General features: G+C 38.8%; 19 protein-coding genes and 1 tRNA gene. 11 read left to right on the top strand and 9 right to left on the bottom strand.

The genetic code is table 11. The annotated features are described in order from the left end of the window. Positions 1–114: 114 nt before the first annotated feature. The 7 genes from miaB to groL all read left to right on the top strand — a co-directional run bounded on the left by miaB (position 115) and on the right by groL (position 7,106). Positions 115–1,548 carry a tRNA (N6-isopentenyl adenosine(37)-C2)-methylthiotransferase MiaB gene (gene miaB / locus B5X76_RS13635; protein WP_079643768.1) on the top strand — a complete coding sequence of 478 codons (1,434 nt, stop codon included), beginning with the start codon at positions 115–117 and terminating at the stop codon, positions 1,546–1,548. Between the two features lie 45 nt (positions 1,549–1,593). Beyond that, positions 1,594–2,862: a sigma 54-interacting transcriptional regulator gene (locus B5X76_RS13630; protein ID WP_079643766.1), complete on the top strand. Its 1,269-nt coding sequence runs from the start codon at positions 1,594–1,596 to the stop codon at positions 2,860–2,862. Positions 2,863–2,868: 6 nt separating this feature from the next. Next, positions 2,869–3,399, top strand: a complete 531-nt coding sequence (locus B5X76_RS13625) for an LptE family protein (protein WP_079643764.1) — start codon at positions 2,869–2,871, stop codon at positions 3,397–3,399. A 19-nt stretch (positions 3,400–3,418) separates the two neighbouring features. Next, positions 3,419–4,522 carry a hypothetical protein gene (locus B5X76_RS13620; RefSeq protein ID WP_079643762.1) on the top strand — a complete coding sequence of 368 codons (1,104 nt, stop codon included), beginning with the start codon at positions 3,419–3,421 and terminating at the stop codon, positions 4,520–4,522. Positions 4,523–4,539: 17 nt separating this feature from the next. Next, a complete protein-coding gene (gene secG / locus B5X76_RS13615; protein ID WP_079643760.1) occupies positions 4,540–4,893 on the top strand; it encodes a preprotein translocase subunit SecG in 354 nt (117 codons plus the stop codon). Positions 4,894–5,108: 215 nt separating this feature from the next. Beyond that, the gene (locus B5X76_RS13610) at positions 5,109–5,384 is read left to right on the top strand and encodes a co-chaperone GroES (protein ID WP_079643758.1); all 276 of its coding nucleotides are present in this window, start codon (positions 5,109–5,111) and stop codon (positions 5,382–5,384) included. 84 nt (positions 5,385–5,468) lie between these two features. Beyond that, entirely contained in the window at positions 5,469–7,106 is a 1,638-nt protein-coding gene (gene groL, locus B5X76_RS13605; RefSeq protein WP_079643756.1) for a chaperonin GroEL, read from the top strand. A 76-nt stretch (positions 7,107–7,182) separates the two neighbouring features. On the opposite strand, the gene B5X76_RS22465 is transcribed toward groL, so the two are convergent. Together B5X76_RS22465 and B5X76_RS13595 are read right to left on the bottom strand one after the other, a co-directional pair. Continuing rightward, positions 7,183–7,566: a DUF2752 domain-containing protein gene (locus B5X76_RS22465; protein WP_079643754.1), complete on the bottom strand. Its 384-nt coding sequence runs from the start codon at positions 7,564–7,566 to the stop codon at positions 7,183–7,185. Continuing rightward, on the bottom strand, positions 7,566–8,078 hold the full coding sequence (locus B5X76_RS13595; RefSeq protein WP_079643752.1) for a CD225/dispanin family protein: 513 nt from the start codon (positions 8,076–8,078) through the stop codon (positions 7,566–7,568). Before B5X76_RS13595 ends, B5X76_RS22465 begins: the two co-directional genes overlap by 1 nt. Positions 8,079–8,129: 51 nt before the next feature. Here B5X76_RS13595 and B5X76_RS13590 point away from each other — a divergent pair, with 51 nt between their 5' ends. Next, on the top strand, positions 8,130–8,927 hold the full coding sequence (locus tag B5X76_RS13590; RefSeq protein WP_079643750.1) for a M90 family metallopeptidase: 798 nt from the start codon (positions 8,130–8,132) through the stop codon (positions 8,925–8,927). A 55-nt stretch (positions 8,928–8,982) separates the two neighbouring features. On the opposite strand, the gene B5X76_RS13585 is transcribed toward B5X76_RS13590, so the two are convergent. Next, a tRNA-Glu gene (locus B5X76_RS13585) sits at positions 8,983–9,054 on the bottom strand. A gap of 113 nt (positions 9,055–9,167) precedes the next feature. Between B5X76_RS13585 and B5X76_RS13580 the strand changes: the two genes are divergently transcribed. Continuing rightward, positions 9,168–11,657 (top strand): beta-N-acetylhexosaminidase, encoded by a 2,490-nt coding sequence (locus tag B5X76_RS13580; RefSeq protein WP_079643748.1) that lies wholly within the window; start codon positions 9,168–9,170, stop codon positions 11,655–11,657. Here B5X76_RS13580 and ytxJ read toward each other — a convergent pair. From ytxJ to B5X76_RS13555, 5 genes are all read right to left on the bottom strand, one after another. Next, complete coding sequence (gene ytxJ / locus B5X76_RS13575; protein WP_079643746.1) at positions 11,647–11,976, bottom strand: bacillithiol system redox-active protein YtxJ; 330 nt, start codon at positions 11,974–11,976, stop codon at positions 11,647–11,649. The two genes, B5X76_RS13580 and ytxJ, sit on opposite strands and share 11 nt — an antisense overlap. A 10-nt stretch (positions 11,977–11,986) precedes the next feature. Next, the gene (locus B5X76_RS13570) at positions 11,987–12,709 is read right to left on the bottom strand and encodes a hypothetical protein (protein ID WP_079643744.1); all 723 of its coding nucleotides are present in this window, start codon (positions 12,707–12,709) and stop codon (positions 11,987–11,989) included. 361 nt (positions 12,710–13,070) lie between these two features. Then, positions 13,071–13,559 (bottom strand): 6,7-dimethyl-8-ribityllumazine synthase, encoded by a 489-nt coding sequence (gene ribH / locus B5X76_RS13565; protein WP_079643742.1) that lies wholly within the window; start codon positions 13,557–13,559, stop codon positions 13,071–13,073. Positions 13,560–13,630: 71 nt separating this feature from the next. Continuing rightward, the gene (locus B5X76_RS13560; protein WP_079643740.1) at positions 13,631–14,287 is read right to left on the bottom strand and encodes a tetratricopeptide repeat protein; all 657 of its coding nucleotides are present in this window, start codon (positions 14,285–14,287) and stop codon (positions 13,631–13,633) included. Positions 14,288–14,381: 94 nt separating this feature from the next. Next, positions 14,382–16,301: a polysaccharide biosynthesis protein gene (locus tag B5X76_RS13555; protein WP_079643738.1), complete on the bottom strand. Its 1,920-nt coding sequence runs from the start codon at positions 16,299–16,301 to the stop codon at positions 14,382–14,384. A gap of 132 nt (positions 16,302–16,433) precedes the next feature. Here B5X76_RS13555 and B5X76_RS13550 point away from each other — a divergent pair, with 132 nt between their 5' ends. After that, a complete protein-coding gene (locus B5X76_RS13550; RefSeq protein ID WP_079643736.1) occupies positions 16,434–17,645 on the top strand; it encodes an alanine dehydrogenase in 1,212 nt (403 codons plus the stop codon). Positions 17,646–17,703: 58 nt separating this feature from the next. Continuing rightward, positions 17,704–18,558 carry an alpha/beta hydrolase gene (locus B5X76_RS13545; RefSeq protein WP_245801040.1) on the top strand — a complete coding sequence of 285 codons (855 nt, stop codon included), beginning with the start codon at positions 17,704–17,706 and terminating at the stop codon, positions 18,556–18,558. Here B5X76_RS13545 and B5X76_RS13540 read toward each other — a convergent pair. After that, complete coding sequence (locus tag B5X76_RS13540; RefSeq protein ID WP_079643724.1) at positions 18,548–19,591, bottom strand: ABC transporter ATP-binding protein; 1,044 nt, start codon at positions 19,589–19,591, stop codon at positions 18,548–18,550. The two genes, B5X76_RS13545 and B5X76_RS13540, sit on opposite strands and share 11 nt — an antisense overlap. Between the last annotated feature and the right edge of the window lie 4 nt (positions 19,592–19,595).

Genomic DNA, 19,595 nt, shown 5'->3' with positions numbered 1-19,595 from the left:
AAAAATATGTAGACGAATATCTTTTTAGTTATTTGTTAAAATTTGGTAAGCTCTGCCAAACTGTCATAAAAAATGATATTTTATTTTTAACTTTGTAGTCTTTTACAATAAGCTATGTTAGAATTAACACATACAACAAAGACGCACGATGAAGGTCGTCAGGGAGAGGCATTGGAACTAGCTCCAACCGGTAAATCGGATGGAAGGAAACTCTATATTGAGAGTTATGGCTGTCAGATGAATTTTTCTGACAGTGAGATCGTTGCTTCTATTCTTATAGATCAAGGATTTGAAACGACCAAGGATTACAAGGAGGCAGATGTCGTTTTTATAAATACTTGTTCGATCCGTGAGAATGCTGAACAACGCGTTAGGAAAAGGCTGAAAGAATTTGAAGCTGTTAAAGCTAAAAATCCGGGGATGGTCGTTGGGGTCTTGGGATGTATGGCAGAACGATTGAAGGCAAAGTTTTTAGAAGAGGAAAAGTTAGTTGATGTCGTTGTTGGACCGGACGCTTACCGTGATTTACCTAATTTGATCGATAAGGTTGATGATGGAAGTAAAGCGGTAAATGTACTGCTATCTAGGGAGGAAACTTATGCTGATATCAGCCCCGTACGTTTAAATTCTAATGGAGTCTCTGCATTTATATCAATTATGAGAGGCTGTGACAACATGTGCTCATTCTGTGTGGTTCCGTTTACGCGTGGGAGAGAAAGAAGTCGAGATACACAATCTATTTTGAAAGAAGCCCAAGAGTTGTTCTCTGCAGGATATCGGGAGGTTACATTGCTGGGGCAGAATGTGGATTCGTACAAGTACACCCCTAAAGTAGCAGAAGGTGAGGAGGCACTGCCGACAGTGAACTTTGCAAGTTTGTTGGAGCAAGTTGCTTTGGTTAGTCCTGAATTGAGAATACGATTTTCGACTTCTCATCCAAAAGATATTACAGATGACGTATTGTATACTATTGGTAAATATGAAAACATCTGTAAATACATCCACTTGCCGGTACAGTCTGGTAATTCGCGGGTATTGGAATTGATGAACCGCACATACGACAGGGAATGGTATATGGAGCGTGTAGAAGCAATCCGTCGTATCATCCCAGAGTGTGCAATATCTACGGATGTGATTACAGGTTTTTGTACCGAGACTGAGGCGGAGCATCAGGAGACTTTGTCGATGATGGATTTCGTAAAGTATGACTTTGCCTATATGTTTGCCTATTCTGAACGGCCGGGTACTTTAGCAGCCAAACGTTTTGAAGATGATATACCTGAAGATGTGAAAAAAAGACGCTTGACAGAGGTTGTAAATAAACAACAAGAGCACAGTTTGGAGCGTATACAAAAATATGTGGGGAAAGTACATAAAGTCTTGATTGAGGGATTTTCTAAGCGTTCGGATAAGGATTATTGTGGTCGGAACGATCAAAATACAATGGTTGTATTCCCTGTGGATGCGAGATATAGCGTCGGTGACTATGTGCATGTATTGGGCGAAAGCTGTACCTCTGCTACATTGATCGGTAAAATAGTCGATTAATTTGCTTGATATAAACTCAATAAAGATTCTTAATACGAAGTAAGAATGGATATCCAGGATATAAAAAATAGATTTGGAATCATTGGTAACTCTCCATTACTCAATCGGGCAATAGACGTAGCAAAGCAGGTTGCTCCTACGGATATATCTGTGCTAATACAGGGTGAGAGTGGATCGGGAAAGGAGGTCTTTTCTCATATTATTCACCAATTAAGTGCGCGAAAGCATGGTCCTTTTATTGCGGTCAATTGCGGTGCAATTCCTGAAGGAACTATTGATTCGGAGCTTTTTGGTCATGAAAAAGGTTCTTTTACAGGAGCTCACGAAGCACGTAAAGGATATTTTGAGGTGGTCGATGGGGGTACTATATTTTTGGATGAAGTTGGGGAATTACCACTAAATACACAGGCTCGTTTACTTCGTGTTTTAGAATCCGGAGAATATATACGAGTCGGGTCTTCGAAAGTTCAGAAGACCAATGTACGTGTAGTTGCGGCTACTAACGTAGACGTATATGAAGCGGTAAAGAAAGGTAAATTCAGGGAGGATCTTTATTATCGATTAAATACGGTTCCTTTGCGAATACCTTCTTTGCGGGAACGTAAGGAAGATATCTTTTTGCTTTTTCGGAAATTTGTTGTCGATTTTTCAGACAAATATCGTTCGCCGGGAGTACAGTTGACTCCTGACGCTCAGGAACTTTTGTCTAATTACAGCTGGCCAGGAAATGTTCGTCAGTTGAAAAATATAGCAGAACAAATAGCTGTTTTGGAAAAAGAGCGTATTGTTGATGCCCGTATTTTAAGTAACTATTTGCCGATAGAAAAAAGTGCTAGCAGTCTTCCTGTATTTGTGAAAGATCAGAATAAAGAAGATTTTTCGGAAAGAGATATTCTTTATAAGGTTCTTTTTGATATGAAAAAGGATATGGTCGATCTGAAGAAATTAGTAGTAGAACTGTTGCAAAATGGAACTACTCCAGCATCTTATGATCAAAATTCGCAGTATATTAATCAATTATATCAAGAGGTAAAGCCAGGGGCGACACAGCTCTATAAGGAAGAGATTAATACGACGCCTACATTGACAATCCACAATCCGAGTACTAGCTCTTCAGGCAATAGCTATGTTTCGATTGATGATACACAAGATGTTGAAGAGATCGAAGAATCTCTCTCGTTGGTAGACAAAGAGTCGGATATGATTAAAAAGGCGCTGAAAAAGCACAAAGGTAAACGGAAGTCTGCTGCGCAGGAACTCGGTATTTCCGAACGTACTTTATACAGAAAAATTAAGGATTTAAATTTAGATTAAGTACTTATGTGGAAGTTAATAGCTCAAATTAGAGTAATCGGAGTTCTTTTATTTACGCTGCTTGTGATTCAAAGCTGTGGTGTGAAGTATAGTTTTACAGGGGGGTCTATTCCTAAAGATATGAAGACATATACTGTTTTGTACTTTGAGAATATTGCACCAATGGTATACACGACTCTTAGTCAGAATTTTACGGAAGTACTGAAGGAGCGGATTCGTACACAATCTAGTTTAAGTCAAGTTAATTCAGACGGTGATGCAATTTTTGAGGGGGTGATTACAAACTATACGATTACTCCGGCTTCGGTAGCCGCTGGCGGACTGGAACGTGCAGAGAATAGTAGGTTGACTATCACGGTGAAAGTAAAATATACCAACAGATTGGATCAGACTGGAGAGAGTAATTTTGAAGAGAGTTTCTCTCAATTCAAAGAATTTCCCGGTTCGGATGTTACGTCTTATGAAGCTCAGTTAAATCAAGATATTATAAAGGCGTTAACTGAGGATATATACAATAAAGCTTTTGCGAACTGGTAGTGATAAACCGATAGAGGTAATGATAGATTTAAATAATTCACAACATACACTGTATCGACAGGCACTTATTGATCCGTCTAGATTGACGGAGGATGATCTTTTGGGTCTCATAGTTCGCTACCCTTATTCTCAGCCGCTTATCTTTGCTTACGAACGCAGAAAGAAACTTATTAATGAAGATTCTCCGAATCGAGAGTTAGCGCTGTTGTATGCTGCGAATGCAAATTGGCTTTGGAATTTTGTAAATGCGCCTGTAGTAAAAGTTGAGGAGCTCGTTCCAGAGCGGGAGGGATATGTGCCATTCGAGTTGTACGATAATCTTACTGAAGATGTTATTCTTGAATCGGAGAATGGCGATGAAGAGGAGCTCTTAGTTGGGGATGATAGAGTGGATGTAGAGGAGGAGATTGCTGTTAGTTCTATTGTTGAGGAAACAGAAGTTCTGACGCCAAGCGAAGAGGGTATTGAGTTGGATAAGCTTGTTCAAGGCGGTGCTGTGCTTGGAGATTATTTTGTGTTCGAAAGGAAGGAGCGTGAGAGTGCGGTTGATGTGGAAGAAGAAATTGTGCCTAAGCCAGCATCTGAGGACCCTGAAGATGTCAGTCTGTACAATGATGACCTGATGCCCTATAGCTTTCGATGGTGGTTGCACAAGACACGGTTAGAACATGCAAGTACATATCAGCCTTTTATTACACCACATTTACCGAGGCCTGAAAAGGGAAATTTCGATTTGTCTAAGCTGGACGAGACTATACTTGATCAACAAATCAAAGAAAATATAATTCATTTTCAGGAGCCCGAAAGCAAATTGAGTGACGCGGTCAAAAATAGCCCATTAAAACATGTGGAACCTAAAAAGAGTGATCAGGTCATTGATCGTTTTATAAAAGAGGAACCAATGATTCAGGCCCCATCGGCTGAAAATTTGAATAATGAAAATATGGCAAGGCAGAGCGCAGAAGATAATTATTCATTGGTTACAGAGACTCTGGCGAATATTTATGTTGATCAAGCGCTCTATTTAAAAGCGATCGAGGTATTCAAAAAATTAATTTTGAAATATCCAGAAAAAAAATCGTATTTTGCGGCCCGAATTCAAGATTTAGAGAAAAACTTATAAATAATATTAACTAAGAAATGACAACATTATTCATTATCCTGATTATTTTGGTAAGTGTGATTTTAGCATTTTTCGTGCTTATTCAGAATCCAAAAGGGGGAGGTTTATCATCAGGTTTTGCTGGTGGAAGTAATCTTATGGGCGTACAACGTACAGGAGACTTTTTAGAAAAAGGTACCTGGACACTAGTAATTGCTCTTATGGTATTTAGCTTAGCTATTAATATCTTAGGTCCTAGCGCAGGAACGAAATCTGGTGGTCTTTCTGAACAAATCGAAGCCCCAGCGCAAGCTCCTTCATTGAACTTGAATGCTCCAGCACAAGGGCAGCAAGCTAATCCTGCACCTGTGGCACAGGATTCATCTAAATAGGGTATGACAAGATAAGAGAGGCCTCACATATTGTATGTGAGGCTTTTTTGTTTTGGAACTGTCATCATGGCACGGTGTATCTTGCGAAATACTGTCATGCGGTATTGTTTGAAATGAAAAAATGGCAATCTTTTAAACGTATCTGTGTTTGGCACAGTTGGTGATGGAATAGAAGAAACGATAATATTAAAAGTAAACGTATAATAGTATAAATTATGGCATTAAGTATTAGACCTATCGGAGACAGAGTGGTTGTAGAGGCTGCTCCAGCAGAAGAGAAAACAGCATCGGGCATTTATATCCCGGATACAGCTAAGGAAAAACCATCTCAGGGCACTATCGTTGCTGTAGGTACTGGAAAACCAGACGAACCACTTACAGTTAAAGTGGGTGATAAAGTGTTGTATGGCAAGTACGCTGGAACTGAGATCACATACGAAGGGAAAGAGTATTTGATTATGCGTGAGTCTGATATTTACGCAGTATTATAAATAAAAATTTAGGAATGAAGAGTTAGCGGATGCAGAGATGAGTATCTCCAGACGCAAAAACTCAATACTCAATACGAAAATAACATGGCAAAACAAGTTAAATATAACGTTGAGGCGCGTGAAGCCCTTAAAAAAGGAGTAGATACATTAGCGAATGCGGTAAAGGTTACATTAGGACCTAAAGGTCGTAACGTAATTATTGAGAAGAAATTTGGTTCTCCTGCAATTACTAAAGATGGTGTTTCTGTAGCTAAAGAAATCGAGCTTAAAGATGCATTGGAAAATATGGGTGCTCAAATGGTGAAAGAAGTAGCTTCTAAAACGGCTGATCAAGCTGGTGATGGTACTACTACTGCAACTGTATTGGCGCAAGCTATTGTTGCTCCCGGTATTAAGTCTGTTGCTGCAGGTGCTAATCCGATGGATTTAAAAAGAGGTATTGATAAAGCAGTAACTGCTGTCGTTGCTAACTTGAAATCCCAGTCGCAAGCTGTCGGCGCGGACAACAACAAGATTAAACAAGTAGCGTCTATCTCAGCTAATAATGATGAAGTTATCGGATCTTTAATCGCAGAAGCGATGCAGAAAGTTGGTAATGATGGAGTTATTACTGTCGAAGAGGCAAAGGGAACAGAGACTGAAGTGAAGACTGTAGAAGGTATGCAGTTTGACCGTGGTTACTTGTCTCCATACTTCGTGACAAACTCTGACAAAATGGAAGCTGAGTTGGAGAATCCTTATATTTTGATTTATGATAAAAAAATCAGTAATATGAAGGAGTTGTTGCCTATTTTGGAAAAACAGGTTCAGACAGGTAAACCATTATTGATTATTGCTGAAGATTTAGATGGCGAGGCTTTGGCTACCTTGGTTGTGAACAAAATTCGTGGTTCGTTGAAAGTAGCTGCTGTTAAGGCTCCTGGATTTGGTGATCGTCGTAAAGCTATGTTGGAAGATATAGCTATCTTAACAGGTGGTACTGTGATCTCTGAAGAAAGAGGTTACAAATTGGAAAATGCGGAATTATCTTACTTAGGTCAAGCTGAAAAAGTTGTTATTGATAAGGATAACACAACAGTAATTAATGGTTCAGGTAATGTTGACGATATCAAAGCCCGTGTTGCTCAAATTCGTTCTCAAATCGAAACCACTACATCAGATTATGATCGCGAGAAATTGCAAGAGCGTTTAGCTAAATTGTCTGGCGGTGTTGCTGTTCTTTATGTTGGTGCTACTACTGAGGTAGAAATGAAAGAAAAGAAAGACCGTGTAGATGACGCATTGCACGCAACTCGTGCTGCTGTTGAAGAAGGTATCGTTGCTGGTGGTGGTGTAGCATTCATTCGCGCTGTAGAGGCTTTAGCGGGTCTTAAAGGTGATAATGAAGATGAGCAGATTGGTATCGACATTATCAAAAGAGCGATAGAAGAGCCTTTGCGTCAGATCTGTTTTAATGCAGGAATTGAGGGAGCAGTGATTGTGCAAAAAGTTAAAGAGGGTACCGCTGATTTTGGTTATAATGCACGCACAGATAAGTTTGAAAACTTAATCGGAGCAGGTGTTATTGATCCTACAAAGGTATCTCGCGTAGCTTTGGAAAATGCAGCTTCAATTGCATCAATGTTGTTAACAACAGAGTGTGTATTGGCTGATGAACCAGAAGAAGCTGGTGCCGGTGCTGGTGCTCCTCCGATGGGTGGCGGAATGGGTGGAATGATGTAATTAATTGTTCTTTCATATATAAGAAATCCCCGATTCTATTTTTTGGATCGGGGATTTTTTTATGCATATAGATTTTCTATTGTATATTTCTAATGATTGTGTATAGAAGTGCTATAATCCCGAGAATAATAATAGCTTTTTGACTGTACAGTATCTTTCGTAATTTAATTTCTGTCTCGTTCGGTTGTGGAACGAGTTGTAGATAAAATCCTAATAATATGTAAGGTGTTAGGATGAAAAGTAAAGGGTTTTGTACTAAAGCTAGTTGGAACTCGCCGTTAAGTAAGTGGTGGGCTGCCCGTTGGATGCCGCAACCTGGACAATCTAGCCCTGTAATTGTTTTTATTGGACAGCGGGGGAATAAAGAGCTTTCTAAGGGGTTGAAATGTTTGTAAATAAAAGCTATCCCTCCAATCACTATAGGGTAAAGAACAAAAAAATAAGGCCGTTTGATAGTCATTAGAACAGAATGGATGCAAAAAGTCCTAGACCAAAGATTCCGATGGTAAGTAACCAAATTGATGCGCAGGCTATCAAATTAATAATGATCCATTTTTTTGCATTTTTGGAATCCCTTTCCGCTCCTGTAATATCGCCGGCATAGAATTTTTTTTCTACTCTTGAAGCGTATATAATAGCGGGTATTCCAAAAAGCCAACAGCATATTATTGTCGTGATTATACTCTCCACTAAGTATGTCTTTGGTGGCTTTGGGTAATTTGGATTAGCTGTCTTTTCAGTGGAATGAGGTTGAATGGGGTGTTCGGGTGGGAGGCTGGCTAATAGGGGCTTTTGTGGTGTTGTGTTGTCAATGAATAGATCTTTCAACTCGGGAATGTCTTGGGCTTTTGTCCAAGTAACCAAATCTTCGGTCCAGATAAGGGTGTTGGCGGTGATACGCTTCGTACGTAGCTCCTCAAGTGTTATAGGGCCAAAAGAGTTTTGCCCGTCCGAGTAGTGGTAGCTTTTCATTTTAATGGTTTCTTAGTATATTACTAATATAAAAATAAATGCGAAAAATATATGTATAACCCTTATTTAATCACAGTTCTAATATTTTGTGCAGGTTTTCTTTTGATTTTTTATGTTTTCAAAAGGTTTAAGGTTAAGTCTAGTCGGGTTTATATCGAGTTGTCTCCTTCCTTTGTTGAGGATATTTTACAGGATAAGGTAAAGTTTTATACCAAGTTGGCTGTTGAGGAACAGACTATTTTTAGATATAGGGTTGTTTATTTTTTGAAACGGATCAAAATTTCGGCTGAAAAGGGGGCCGATCTGACAGATGAAGATCGTGTATTGATCGCGGCTAGTGCTACGATTCCTTTGCTTCATTTTGAGACTTGGGCGTATGAAAATTTGGATGAAGTGATCGTATACCCTGATTATTTTGATGAACGATTTGATACGGTGTCGGAAAGTAAGAACATTGCAGGAATGGTTGGTTCTGGAGCTATGAATCACAAGATGGTTCTCTCGTTGCCTGCGTTGCGGTCCGGTTTCGAGCAGTATAGTCTTGGGAATACTGCAGTGCATGAGTTTGTTCATCTTATTGATAAAGCTGATGGGGAAGTAGATGGTATACCTGAATATCTTATACCAAAGGATTTGATTGATCCATGGATGAAAGAAATGGATAGGACGATTAGAGCGATACGGAGAGGTGAGTCTGATATAAGAGAGTATGCTGCTACGAATGATGCTGAGTTTTTGGCGGTGTTATCGGAGTATTTTTTTAAGAAGCCTAAATTGTTGAAAGACGAGCATCCGGAGCTTTTTAGTTTGTTAGATCGGATTTATAACAGAAATGAGTTGATAAATTAAGGGCTTATTTTAGGAGCTATTTAACAAAAAAAGCAACTCTTTTTGAGTTGCTTTGTAGCCCGTAGGGGAATCGAACCCCTGTTTCCAGAATGAAAATCTGGCGTCCTAACCCCTAGACGAACGGGCCTTTATGTGTTTCGGTGTGCAAATATAGAATTTATATTTGTTAATGCAAAAATAAATTTATTTTTTTTTTCTGTGATTCTATTGGTATTTTTAGACATCAATCGAAACTCAAACATGAGAAATTTACTTTTAGTTGGAGCCTTGGTCACTTTTTCTGGAGTTCAGGGTGTATTCGCTCAGCAAATGAATGTGGCAGATCAAGTGCAGCTCCATTGGAAACCCAGCGTAACATATAATGGGGGAGATAATCTGGAATTAACATTGACCATTAAAAATATTTCTAACAGCAGCTTAGATTTGGGGAAATGGGATCTTTGGTTTAATGCGATGTACCCTGTAGTGGATAAAGCCACAGATCGCTATTCTTTTTCAAACGAACGAGGTAACTTGTTTCGGCTGCAGTTTGCCGAACAATCCCTGAACCCCAACGATTCGCTGGTGACAGTTTACACCACAAGGTATGCTATTTCTAATATCTCCACTGTACCAAATGGTTTTTACTTTCAGGATAAGAACAATTATAAAACTTATCATGCAGTAGATAATGTGCTTTATAGCCCTATTTTACTTCCCGTCGACAAGCAAAACGAATTTAATGCTTCCCTGTTTGAAAAAAATGCGAAACTGAATAAGGAAACTGCTGTGCCCATGATTTTTCCAACACCTCAATCGATAAAAGTTGGAAAGGGAAATTTTAGGGTACCGTCCACATTGAGTTGTTTCGTTTCGGAGGATTTTCAATCTAGCCTGGCTTTTATGGAGAAAATCCCTTTTTTTAGGGAACTTGATTTTGTTTCATCTGAAGAGAAGTCAGCGCAGTTTGTTATCAAGAAAGTAGAAGATTTAAAGAATGAAGCTTACAGGCTTTCTGTGACGAAGGCGGGGGTGCGTATTGAGTCTAGTTCAGCGGGAGGGGTGCTTTATGCGTTACAGTCGCTGGTCTCTATGCTGAAGCCTGAAATGTATTTTGCTAAAGCCGATTTGGAGATACCCTTTGTTAATGTGGTGGATGAACCAAGGTATAGTTATAGAGGTTTCATGATGGATATTGCTAGGAATTTTAAGGATAAATCGACAATCTTAAAGTATCTGGATCTGATGGCGAGTTATAAGTTGAATGTATTTCATTTTCATTTTATTGATGATGAGGGGTGGCGTTTGGAGATCCCCTCTCTTCCTGAGCTGACCGCCGTTGGTGCTACAAGATCCCCCTTATTTAAGGATGGGAGATCAATACAACCTGCTTACGGATCTGGAGGACTTCTGTCTACAAATCAATTTTTGACAAGGGCTGATTTTATTGAAATTTTAAAGTATGCCCATGATCGAAATATTACCGTGGTTCCGGAAATTGAGACACCAGGGCATGCTAGAGCTGCAATCAAGGCTATGCATGCTCGGTATGAACGATTGATGGCAGAAGGAAAAAAGACAGAAGCTGAGAAATATTTGCTTTACGATCTTGATGATCGATCTGAGTATAATTCGGTACAGCATTTTGGTGACAATGTTATTAATCCGGCTCTGCCCTCTACGTATACTTTTCTTGAGCAGGTGATAGATGAATTTATAGCGATGTATCAGGAGGCAAATATACCTTTTCAGAAGATTTCTATTGGTGGAGACGAAGTGCCAAATGGTGTATGGACCAAATCGCCCAAGATAGATGCGTTGATGAAGGAAGAGGGGATGAAATCTGTACATGAGGTCTGGCCCTATTATATACAACGTGTTAATGAGATCTGTGTGGCTAAGGGTTTAAATATGGCTGGTTGGGAAGAGATTGGTATGATCAATAAAGGTCAGGGTATGATTGTGAACCCAGATCTCCGAAATAAGTCAAATATACAAGTAGACGTATGGAACAACGTAATTGGTGGAGGTCAGGAAGATCTAGCTTATAGACTGGCAAATGCGGGGTACCAGACGGTCTTAATAAGTGCGTCTAATATGTACTTCGATATGATGTGGAATACCAATTTTATGGAGCCGGGGCTAAAATGGGCTACTTATGCCGATTTGTTTCATTCTTATTCTTTACTTCCAGAAGACTTTTTTGCGAATATAGATAATTACTACAGTGGTCAGAAGTTAGGGAAGCAAGGGTTTAGCAAAAGGATTCGACTTTCCGAAAAAGGGAAGTCAAACTTTTTGGGTATCAAAGGTGGTTTATGGGCAGAGACAGTTCTAAAAGAGGAACAGATGGATTATTTGGTGTTTCCGAGATTCTTTGCTCTAGCAGAACGAGCGTGGTCATCCAGAAGGAGTTATGAGAATGAATCTAAATTTAACCTCAAGCTTTTAGAAAATGATTATACTAGGTTTATCAACAAGATCGGATTGCATGAGTTACCTAAGTTAACCGGTCGTGTTAAGTTTAGGCTGCCGGCTGTCGGTGTAAAGGAGATCAACGGAAAAATTGTTGCAAATACAGAGTATCCTGGTTTTTCGGTCTACTATACTTTGGACGGAAGCGTGCCTACATTACAAAGTACAAAATACGATGCGTCTAGGCCTATTGTATATCGATCTGGACAGGTTTTGGCTTTTTCTGTGCTAGATGATGAGGGACGTGCGGGACAGGTTGCCTATTTTAAGAAATAAATGAAATAACGTCTCGCATTTCGATATCGGAATGCGAGGCATGATATAGGCATTTGTCTCCTTGAATAATCAGTAATTGAGGAGATTCATGTCTTACTTTCCACATTTCTGCAATTGTATTGGAAATATCTCGATAAGTGATTAAATCCAGATAATATATAATCGTCTCTTTAGGGAGAAGGTTCTTGTCGTATTCTAAACTTCGTTTCGCCATTGCACTAACTGGGCAACGTGTACTGTGTTTGAATAGTATGAAGACATCTTCAGACTTGTATATGTTGTGAAGTTGGTCTATGGTATTAAGTGGTTCCCAATTCATTTTCAGGTTTTTAAAGATTATTGAATTTTCCTGTTTCTATATCAGTAAAGGCGGCTACTGTTTGAAATCTATAACTGAATTGGCTCTCAAATATCGTAGGAAGAATAATCCCTCCCCCAATATCTTTGCTGACAGATGTCATATATTCAACGTTATCTATGACGATAGACTTGATTTCCCCCTTGCTTGTTAACGACATCCTTCCATCAACTGTGCTATTACCCAATGTGGGTAGGCCGGTAAAGTCGATTATAGTAATCTTATCGGTATTTATTATCTTTTGTGATAACTCCCTGATATTTGAAGGATTATCGGATAAGAGAGCTGGTGAAAACAGTATTTGTGTATCCGTAAAGAACTGTTGGAGTATGCTCTCCAATATACTGTCGATGTTATCTTTGGCTTCTTGTATCCCAATAAAATGTTTTCTCAGCTTTTTCGATTTGTAATTAAAAAGGATAACAATGTTTTCTTTACTTTTATTGACACCTTCGAAGCGACAATCTCCTGTTGTTTTATCGATTAGAAAGGTTCTTTCGTTGCTGAATCCAGGAATTAAGGATGGACCGGTTACTGTATATAATAAATAGCGCGTATTCTCCCATTTAGTAGCGTCACCGATTGCCAGTTGAATCAATTTTTTTCCATTTTCCTTTTCTTGGGCATTTAGACGGCCACAACTTACAAACAGAAACAATCCAATAAAAAATACCGTGAGTATAAGATATTTCATATGTATAAAACTTGATTTCAAGGGTCATATGGAATATCCAACAGATTTTCATCTGTGTTTGTGCAGTGTCTTTACTACATGGATATTTCATATTACTATGCTTTATGCCTCTTTGGTACTATCTCGTTCTGTGTTTTTTCTTGGGATAGGTATTGTAAGCTGCGCATGTGGATTGTGTTCCACAGGAGGATAAAATAGCTGTGCCAATTATTAAAAAACTCAAAAAGATTAATTTATTTTTCATCTGCATATAATTTATCTATTAATAGCGATGAAGCTATCAGATTTATTCATTCTCTTTTGTGAGATTGTATAAATCATAATGGTTTCATGATCTGAGGATATTAAAAAATAATAGCAACTAGAAAGACTTCGATAGGTGGCTCATTTGAATGGCCGTAATCGCAGCTTCTTCACCTTTATTTCCATGCTTGCCACCTGCTCTATCTAGAGCTTGTTGCATATTGTCTGTTGTTAATACGCCAAAGACAACAGGTTTATTGTATTTGAGACCTACATTTGCGATTCCATTGGCTACTGCATCACAGATAAAATCGAAATGGCGTGTCTCTCCTTGTATTACACAACCTAAACAGATAATAGCATCAAATTGTTTGTTGCGTAATGCTATGTCTGCGCCTGAAATTAATTCATAGCTTCCTGGTACCTCCATCACCTGAATGTCTTCTTCAAGTGCTCCGTGGTTTAATAAACCATCTACTGCTCCTGATAATAGTGCTCCTGTTATCTCGGCATTCCATTGTGCAACAACAATTGCAAATTTGATACCCTTTGCACTCTTGACTTGCAAGTGTGAGAAATCCGATAGGTTTTTTAGACTACTTGACATGATAAAATATTTTTTTAATCAAAAAGGCCGCCTATAGAGCAGCCTTTTGTATGTTGTTCGCTAATTAATGATTATTGTTTTGCTTGAACTCGAGCTAAAGGACCGTCGATTGTTGATGCCTCTGTACTTTCAGGGTACTCTGACTTGATCTTGGAGTAGGCCTCTTCAGCTTGTTTGTTTTCATTTAATTGTTCATACACTAATCCAAGTTTTTTAAGGAACAATGGCGTCGTATAAGAGTTTTTTGACTTGTCGGCTGCCTTTTTGTAATAGTCGGCTGCATTCTTATAGTCGTGGCTTTCAGAATATGAATCTCCAATTAATCCAATTACCAAAGGATCTAATATTTCGCTTCCTGTCTCTGAATATTTTTTTAGGTATTTGATAGCTTCTTGAAAGTTTTGCTGACGCAAGTATAAACTTCCTAAATAAGCATTTGCGATATTTGCTGAAGGTGTATTTGAATACTCATCAGCAATCTCTTTGAATCCTAAGAAAGCTCCATCTCCATCGATAGCCTTTTTTTGTAGAGAATCGATTAAAGCAAATTCCTCCGCTTTGTACATCGCATCGGCAGCCTTTTCAGCACGAGGTGCGAGATAAAACTTTTGATATCCAATATATAATAAGATTAATACGATGATACCTCCTAGGATAAAAATCACACTCTTCTGATTATCTTGAAAAAATGAACCTTTTTTCTCGGTTGAATTGATATTCGTTGACATTAGTTTATTTTAAATAATTACACGGAACGCAAAAATACACTTTTATTAAATATTTGCAATACTTTCTTGTTATAAAATACTAATTTATTGCCTCTTAAGGGGTATGGATTTCCTGTTCTTTGTCCAATAGTTCATATTCTGAATTTTGACTCTTGAACTCAGGAACAATGACCTTCATTTGTCTTACGATATTGGTGTTGTGTTGCGCGTTAGTTATCTCCAGTAGTTTTTGAAGTTGGGATGATACTTGCTCGAAATTATTATCTCGCACTTTGGCAATCATTATTTTTTGATGATGCGTTGGGAGCGTGTTCTCTAGGTCATTTAAAAGTTCCTCATATAATTTTTCTCCCGGTCGCAATCCTGTAAATCGTATTTCGATATCTTGATTAGGTATATATCCTGAGAGTTTGATCATCTTTTGCGCTAGATCTACAATTTTAACAGATTTTCCCATGTCAAAGACGAAAATTTCGCCGCCTTGGCCCATACTTCCAGCCTCTATGACGAGTTGACAAGCCTCTGGGATAGTCATGAAATAGCGTGTTATCTCTGGGTGCGTCACTGTCACAGGTCCACCTTTTTCGATCTGTTCTCTAAATCGAGGAATGACAGATCCATTGGATCCTAGTACATTGCCAAACCTAGTCGTGATAAATTTAGTCCCTGTTTTATTTTCTTTTAAAATTTTACTGTTTAGTGATTGGACATAAATTTCTGCTATCCGCTTTGTCGCACCCATAACATTAGTAGGGTTAACAGCTTTATCTGTTGATACAAAGACAAACTTTTGGACATTGAACTCTACAGAAAGATTTGCTAGATTCATGGTCCCAAATATATTGGTCCGTACGCCCTCGATAGGGTGGTTTTCCATCATTGGTACATGTTTGTACGCTGCTGCATGATAGACAATGTGAGGCCGAAAGGTTTCAAAGAGTATCTGCATACGCTCCCTACTTCTCACATCAGCGATAAATGTGTGGAAAAGTTGGTTTTTGAAGTTTTCTTGAAGATCGAGTTGAAGGTTGTGTAACGGTGACTCGGCCTGATCGCATAAGATAATCATTTGTGGACTGTATTGCCCCAATTGTTTTGCGATTTCGCTGCCAATGGATCCTGCTGCTCCTGTTACTAGAATGCGCTTGCCTTTGAGTTGGTCAAGTATGATTTCATTTTCTAGTTTGATCGTAGAGCGCTCCAGAAGATCTTCTATTCTTACATTTTTTATTTGATTGACCGTAAGATCCCCATTCATTATTTTTTTAATAGGTGGGAGGGTCAATACTGAAACATTGTGCTCGAGGCAAATTTCGATTACTTCGGCCTTTTTATCCGGAGGAATTGAGGGCGTGGCTATGATAAGCTCATCAACAGCACATTTATAAATTACTTTTGTTAACTCCTCAGAACCAAAAATTTTAACACCGTCGATAGATTTTCCTATTTTAGACGCATTGTCATCTAGATACCCTACTATTATTTTGTTCGATGTGAGATCATGGTCAAATGTTCGTTTTACTGCGATGCCCAGTTCACCGGCTCCAAATACCAATGTGTTCTTCTTTATCTTTCTAGCAGTTTTTGAATATTGAAAGAAAATCTTGATTGAGGTCCTGTAAGTAATCAAGCCTGCAAATAAGAATAAGGAATAGATGATAATAAGTCTACTGTCTATAAATTTGGGCGTACGTAAGGCTAGTCCAAATAATTTAAGCGCAAAGAGTATTATTATGGTGAATAGTATGGTGGATAGAATTCGTATTGAGTCTGCCGCGCTGGTATATCGTACTATTCCAGAGTAAAGCCTAAAGATTGAAAATGATATTGCTGTAGCCCCGATACACAGTAAGAATTGAGTTGCAAAGTCATTTGGAGAAATGGTGCTGATTTGAAAATTATGAAAAAGAGCAAATGCAGTTAAAAATGTCACTGATGCAACAAACAGGTCCAAAGAAAAAATTATCCATCTAGGGACAATTTTAACATGATTGATGACTCTGAATAATCTCATTTATAATTTTTAGTGGTGATTATTACAAATGTAGGAGAAAAATGTAATAGTTTTAACTTTATTGTTTTTGTGAGGTTAAATGATTGAATCTTACTCTAATATATTTATATTTACTTCTATAAATAGATTTAGATGGGTAATATGACTAAGATTGCGCAAGAGATAATTGGGCAAACTCAAGAAGCTTTTAAACCGGCCAAAAGTTCGAAGTGTAAGCTTATCATTGGTATTCCTAAGGAGATTGTGTTTCAGGAGAATAGAATCGCGCTAACTCCATTGTCTGTCGCTCTCTTGGTCGAGCATGGACATGAAGTCCTCATAGAGGCTGGAGCTGGAAAGGCTTCTAATTTTATGGATCATCATTATAGTGAACAAGGGGCGCAGATTGTTTATGAAAAAGAGCGGATTTTTAAAGCTGATATCGTTATAAAAATAGCCAGTCCTACGATCGAAGAGGTGGGATTGATGAAGAACAAGCAGATTTTGCTGTCATCTCAACAACCCTCGTTGATGGATATTCATGTTCTGAAGGCGATGATGAAGAAGCAGGTTACGGCTTTATCTTATGAGTATTTACAGGATGAAGGCGGACATCTTACTGTTGTTCGGGCTATGAGTGAGATTGTAGGGGCGACATCTATTTTAATTGCTGCAGAGTACCTGTCTAATGTTTTTGAAGGAAAAGGGTTGATGTTGGGCGGAGTAACCGGAGTACCTCCTACAGAAATCGTGATTATTGGGGCTGGGACTGTTGGCGAGTTTGCGGCAAGAACAGCAATCGCATTAGGCGCACAAGTAAAGGTTTTTGATAGTTCCGTATTTAGGTTGCGTCGACTCCAGAATAACCTAGGTACACGGGTTTTTACATCGGTAGTGCAACCTATAATTTTAAACAAAGCGATTATTTCCTGCGATGTGGTGATAGGTGCATTAAGAGCTAAAAACGGACGATCTCCTTGTATTATATCGGAGGAAACGGTCTCAAAAATGAAACCAAACTCCGTTTTGATCGATGTCTCAATTGATCAGGGCGGGTGTTTTGAAACTTCTGAAATTACATCACACGATAAGCCTGTTTTTAAGAAATACGAAGTGATCCATTACTGTGTGCCTAATATTGCATCTAGAGTGGCACGTACTGCTACTTATGCGATGACGAATATTTTTACACCAATTTTATTGCAGATCGCAGATTATGGAGGGATCAGTAATTTGATCTGGGGACATGCCGGGATTAGGAATGCGGTATATTTGTATCAAGGTAGTTTGACCAATAAAGACATGGCCGATAAGTTTAATCTTTCCTATAAAGATTTGAGTTTAATGATTGTCGTAAATCAATAGGTGTTGTGTAATGTGCTATACTGGTTATAAGTTTGTTATTATATTTTTTTCTTTGCTAATGATTGATCTTGCGATCGGCCAAGAAAGGGTCGACTTTTACCCTAATGGCATCCTGAATATGAAACAGTCGGTGGACGTAGGAGATAATATCCCGGAGTTGTTTTTCTATAAACCAACCCATCAAGATAAAAATAAGGTTTTCCTAATTATTCCTGGCGGGGGATATGCCCGGGTAGCGATGAGTCATGAAGGACACGACGTTGCAAAAAGGCTAAAGGATCTGGGGTATGCGTCTTATGTTTTACGTTATCGGTTGCCGGTAGATAGTCAAATGTTGGACAAACGAATAGCACCAATACAAGATGCCCAGACGGCATTGGCGTATATTCGCGAACATGGCGATCGTCATGGGATAACAGGGAATAAAGTTGGCGTATTGGGATTCTCTGCAGGGGGACATCTAGCTTCCACCCTGTCAACACATTTTAATATATCTTACATTGGAGAGGGTGAGTATCGGAACCTTAGACCTGATTTTTCTGTTTTAGTGTATCCTGTAATTACGATGTCTGAGGGGACAACACATCTAGGCTCCAAAAAGAATTTGATAGGACCTGTTTTTGACGAGCGGGACGTATTAAGGTTTTCCAATGAAAAGCAAGTCGGTTCAATAACCCCCGCAACTTATCTAGTGCATGCAGCGGATGATAAGGTGGTGCCTATTGCAAACAGTTTACTGTACCAAAAGGCATTAGATGATTTTGGTATTTCGAATACGTTATATAGGTATGAAGAAGGAGGGCATGGATTTGGCTTGACCAATAAAAAGGAATCTGGAGATTGGTTGGAAGCTATGTTGATTTGGTTGGAAGGTCAATCGTTGGAAGTTAAAACTCTAGAAGTTAAAAAGTAATATGTCTTTTAATACCAAGTTTTACTTGAGTTCCTTTTGGTAGGGGGACTGTTGTATTCACAATCGCGTTTAGGGATAAAGACTCATTACCTATTATATACTCCTTGTAAAAACCTCTAAACCGTATGTTTTTGATCCATAAATTGCCATCAGTATCAGGCATTGTGTCAATCCATTCTTGGTGGATAGCGATCTGCTGCGGTGTTTGTATATTTAATAAGGCGGCTTGTTGTACGTCAAGAATATTGCTTTTGGCGAGTAGAAGTGCTGTATAGGGATTTCGGGGGCTGTAATATAATGTCTCTGGTGAGCCTAGGTCTACGATTTTTCCTTGTTTCATAACAATAAGCATATCAGACATTGCTAGTACCTCTGCTGGATCGTGCGATACCAGTATAACTGTAAGGCCAAGGTCATCGACAATTTGACGTATATCTTGCTGTAAATCATCTCTGAAGGCTGCGTCTACTTGGTTGAAGGGTTCGTCCATTAATAATACTTCAGGATCATTTATTAATGCACGTGCTATAGCTACCCTCTGACGCTCTCCTCCACTTAAGTCAGCTACCCGTTGTTGTGCTAGATGATCTATTTTTAATCGCACTAACATCTCTTCGGTTCTTGATTTCTTGTAGTCTAGGTTTGTGTTGGGAAGTTGTGAGGCTATATTATCCCATACTTTTGCGTATAAATTCAGATCATCAAATCCTTGTGAGACGAGCTTCATCGCATCGTGGCCAGGAATGAGTTTGTCTTTGCGAGTGGGAACTAACCAACCTTTATACCTTATTTCACCGGATTGGGGTTCTAGCAGACCGTATATTAACTTTAATAGGGTACTTTTTCCACTGCCAGATTCGCCGATAATGGCAGTGATTCTTCCAATATGAATATCAAAATCTACGTGATCTACAGCCGTTACTGTTTCTTTGCCTTGGAATATACTACTCACCTCTCTTCCATGAATAATAGCTAGTCCTATTTGTTGTTTATCAGAGGGGATATATTGACAGGAGGATGTAGATTGAGCCATAAAA

Origin of the sequence: Sphingobacterium nematocida (assembly GCF_900168125.1) — a bacterium.
Classification (GTDB): domain Bacteria; phylum Bacteroidota; class Bacteroidia; order Sphingobacteriales; family Sphingobacteriaceae; genus Sphingobacterium; species Sphingobacterium nematocida.
Note: the sequence above shows the minus strand (reverse complement) of the source record. Positions and strands in the feature narration are given on the sequence as shown.

What these genes read in the sequence shown, in the direction of transcription:
- miaB (WP_079643768.1), top strand. Translation starts at nt 115, where the DNA reads ATGTTAGAATTAACACATACAACAAAGACGCACGATGAAGGTCGTCAG.
- B5X76_RS13630 (WP_079643766.1), top strand. Translation starts at nt 1,594, where the DNA reads ATGGATATCCAGGATATAAAAAATAGATTTGGAATCATTGGTAACTCT.
- B5X76_RS13625 (WP_079643764.1), top strand. Translation starts at nt 2,869, where the DNA reads ATGTGGAAGTTAATAGCTCAAATTAGAGTAATCGGAGTTCTTTTATTT.
- B5X76_RS13620 (WP_079643762.1), top strand. Translation starts at nt 3,419, where the DNA reads ATGATAGATTTAAATAATTCACAACATACACTGTATCGACAGGCACTT.
- secG (WP_079643760.1), top strand. Translation starts at nt 4,540, where the DNA reads ATGACAACATTATTCATTATCCTGATTATTTTGGTAAGTGTGATTTTA.
- B5X76_RS13610 (WP_079643758.1), top strand. Translation starts at nt 5,109, where the DNA reads ATGGCATTAAGTATTAGACCTATCGGAGACAGAGTGGTTGTAGAGGCT.
- groL (WP_079643756.1), top strand. Translation starts at nt 5,469, where the DNA reads ATGGCAAAACAAGTTAAATATAACGTTGAGGCGCGTGAAGCCCTTAAA.
- B5X76_RS22465 (WP_079643754.1), bottom strand. Translation starts at nt 7,566, where the DNA reads ATGACTATCAAACGGCCTTATTTTTTTGTTCTTTACCCTATAGTGATT.
- B5X76_RS13595 (WP_079643752.1), bottom strand. Translation starts at nt 8,078, where the DNA reads ATGAAAAGCTACCACTACTCGGACGGGCAAAACTCTTTTGGCCCTATA.
- B5X76_RS13590 (WP_079643750.1), top strand. Translation starts at nt 8,130, where the DNA reads ATGTATAACCCTTATTTAATCACAGTTCTAATATTTTGTGCAGGTTTT.
- B5X76_RS13580 (WP_079643748.1), top strand. Translation starts at nt 9,168, where the DNA reads ATGAGAAATTTACTTTTAGTTGGAGCCTTGGTCACTTTTTCTGGAGTT.
- ytxJ (WP_079643746.1), bottom strand. Translation starts at nt 11,976, where the DNA reads ATGAATTGGGAACCACTTAATACCATAGACCAACTTCACAACATATAC.
- B5X76_RS13570 (WP_079643744.1), bottom strand. Translation starts at nt 12,709, where the DNA reads ATGAAATATCTTATACTCACGGTATTTTTTATTGGATTGTTTCTGTTT.
- ribH (WP_079643742.1), bottom strand. Translation starts at nt 13,559, where the DNA reads ATGTCAAGTAGTCTAAAAAACCTATCGGATTTCTCACACTTGCAAGTC.
- B5X76_RS13560 (WP_079643740.1), bottom strand. Translation starts at nt 14,287, where the DNA reads ATGTCAACGAATATCAATTCAACCGAGAAAAAAGGTTCATTTTTTCAA.
- B5X76_RS13555 (WP_079643738.1), bottom strand. Translation starts at nt 16,301, where the DNA reads ATGAGATTATTCAGAGTCATCAATCATGTTAAAATTGTCCCTAGATGG.
- B5X76_RS13550 (WP_079643736.1), top strand. Translation starts at nt 16,434, where the DNA reads ATGGGTAATATGACTAAGATTGCGCAAGAGATAATTGGGCAAACTCAA.
- B5X76_RS13545 (WP_245801040.1), top strand. Translation starts at nt 17,704, where the DNA reads ATGATTGATCTTGCGATCGGCCAAGAAAGGGTCGACTTTTACCCTAAT.
- B5X76_RS13540 (WP_079643724.1), bottom strand. Translation starts at nt 19,591, where the DNA reads ATGGCTCAATCTACATCCTCCTGTCAATATATCCCCTCTGATAAACAA.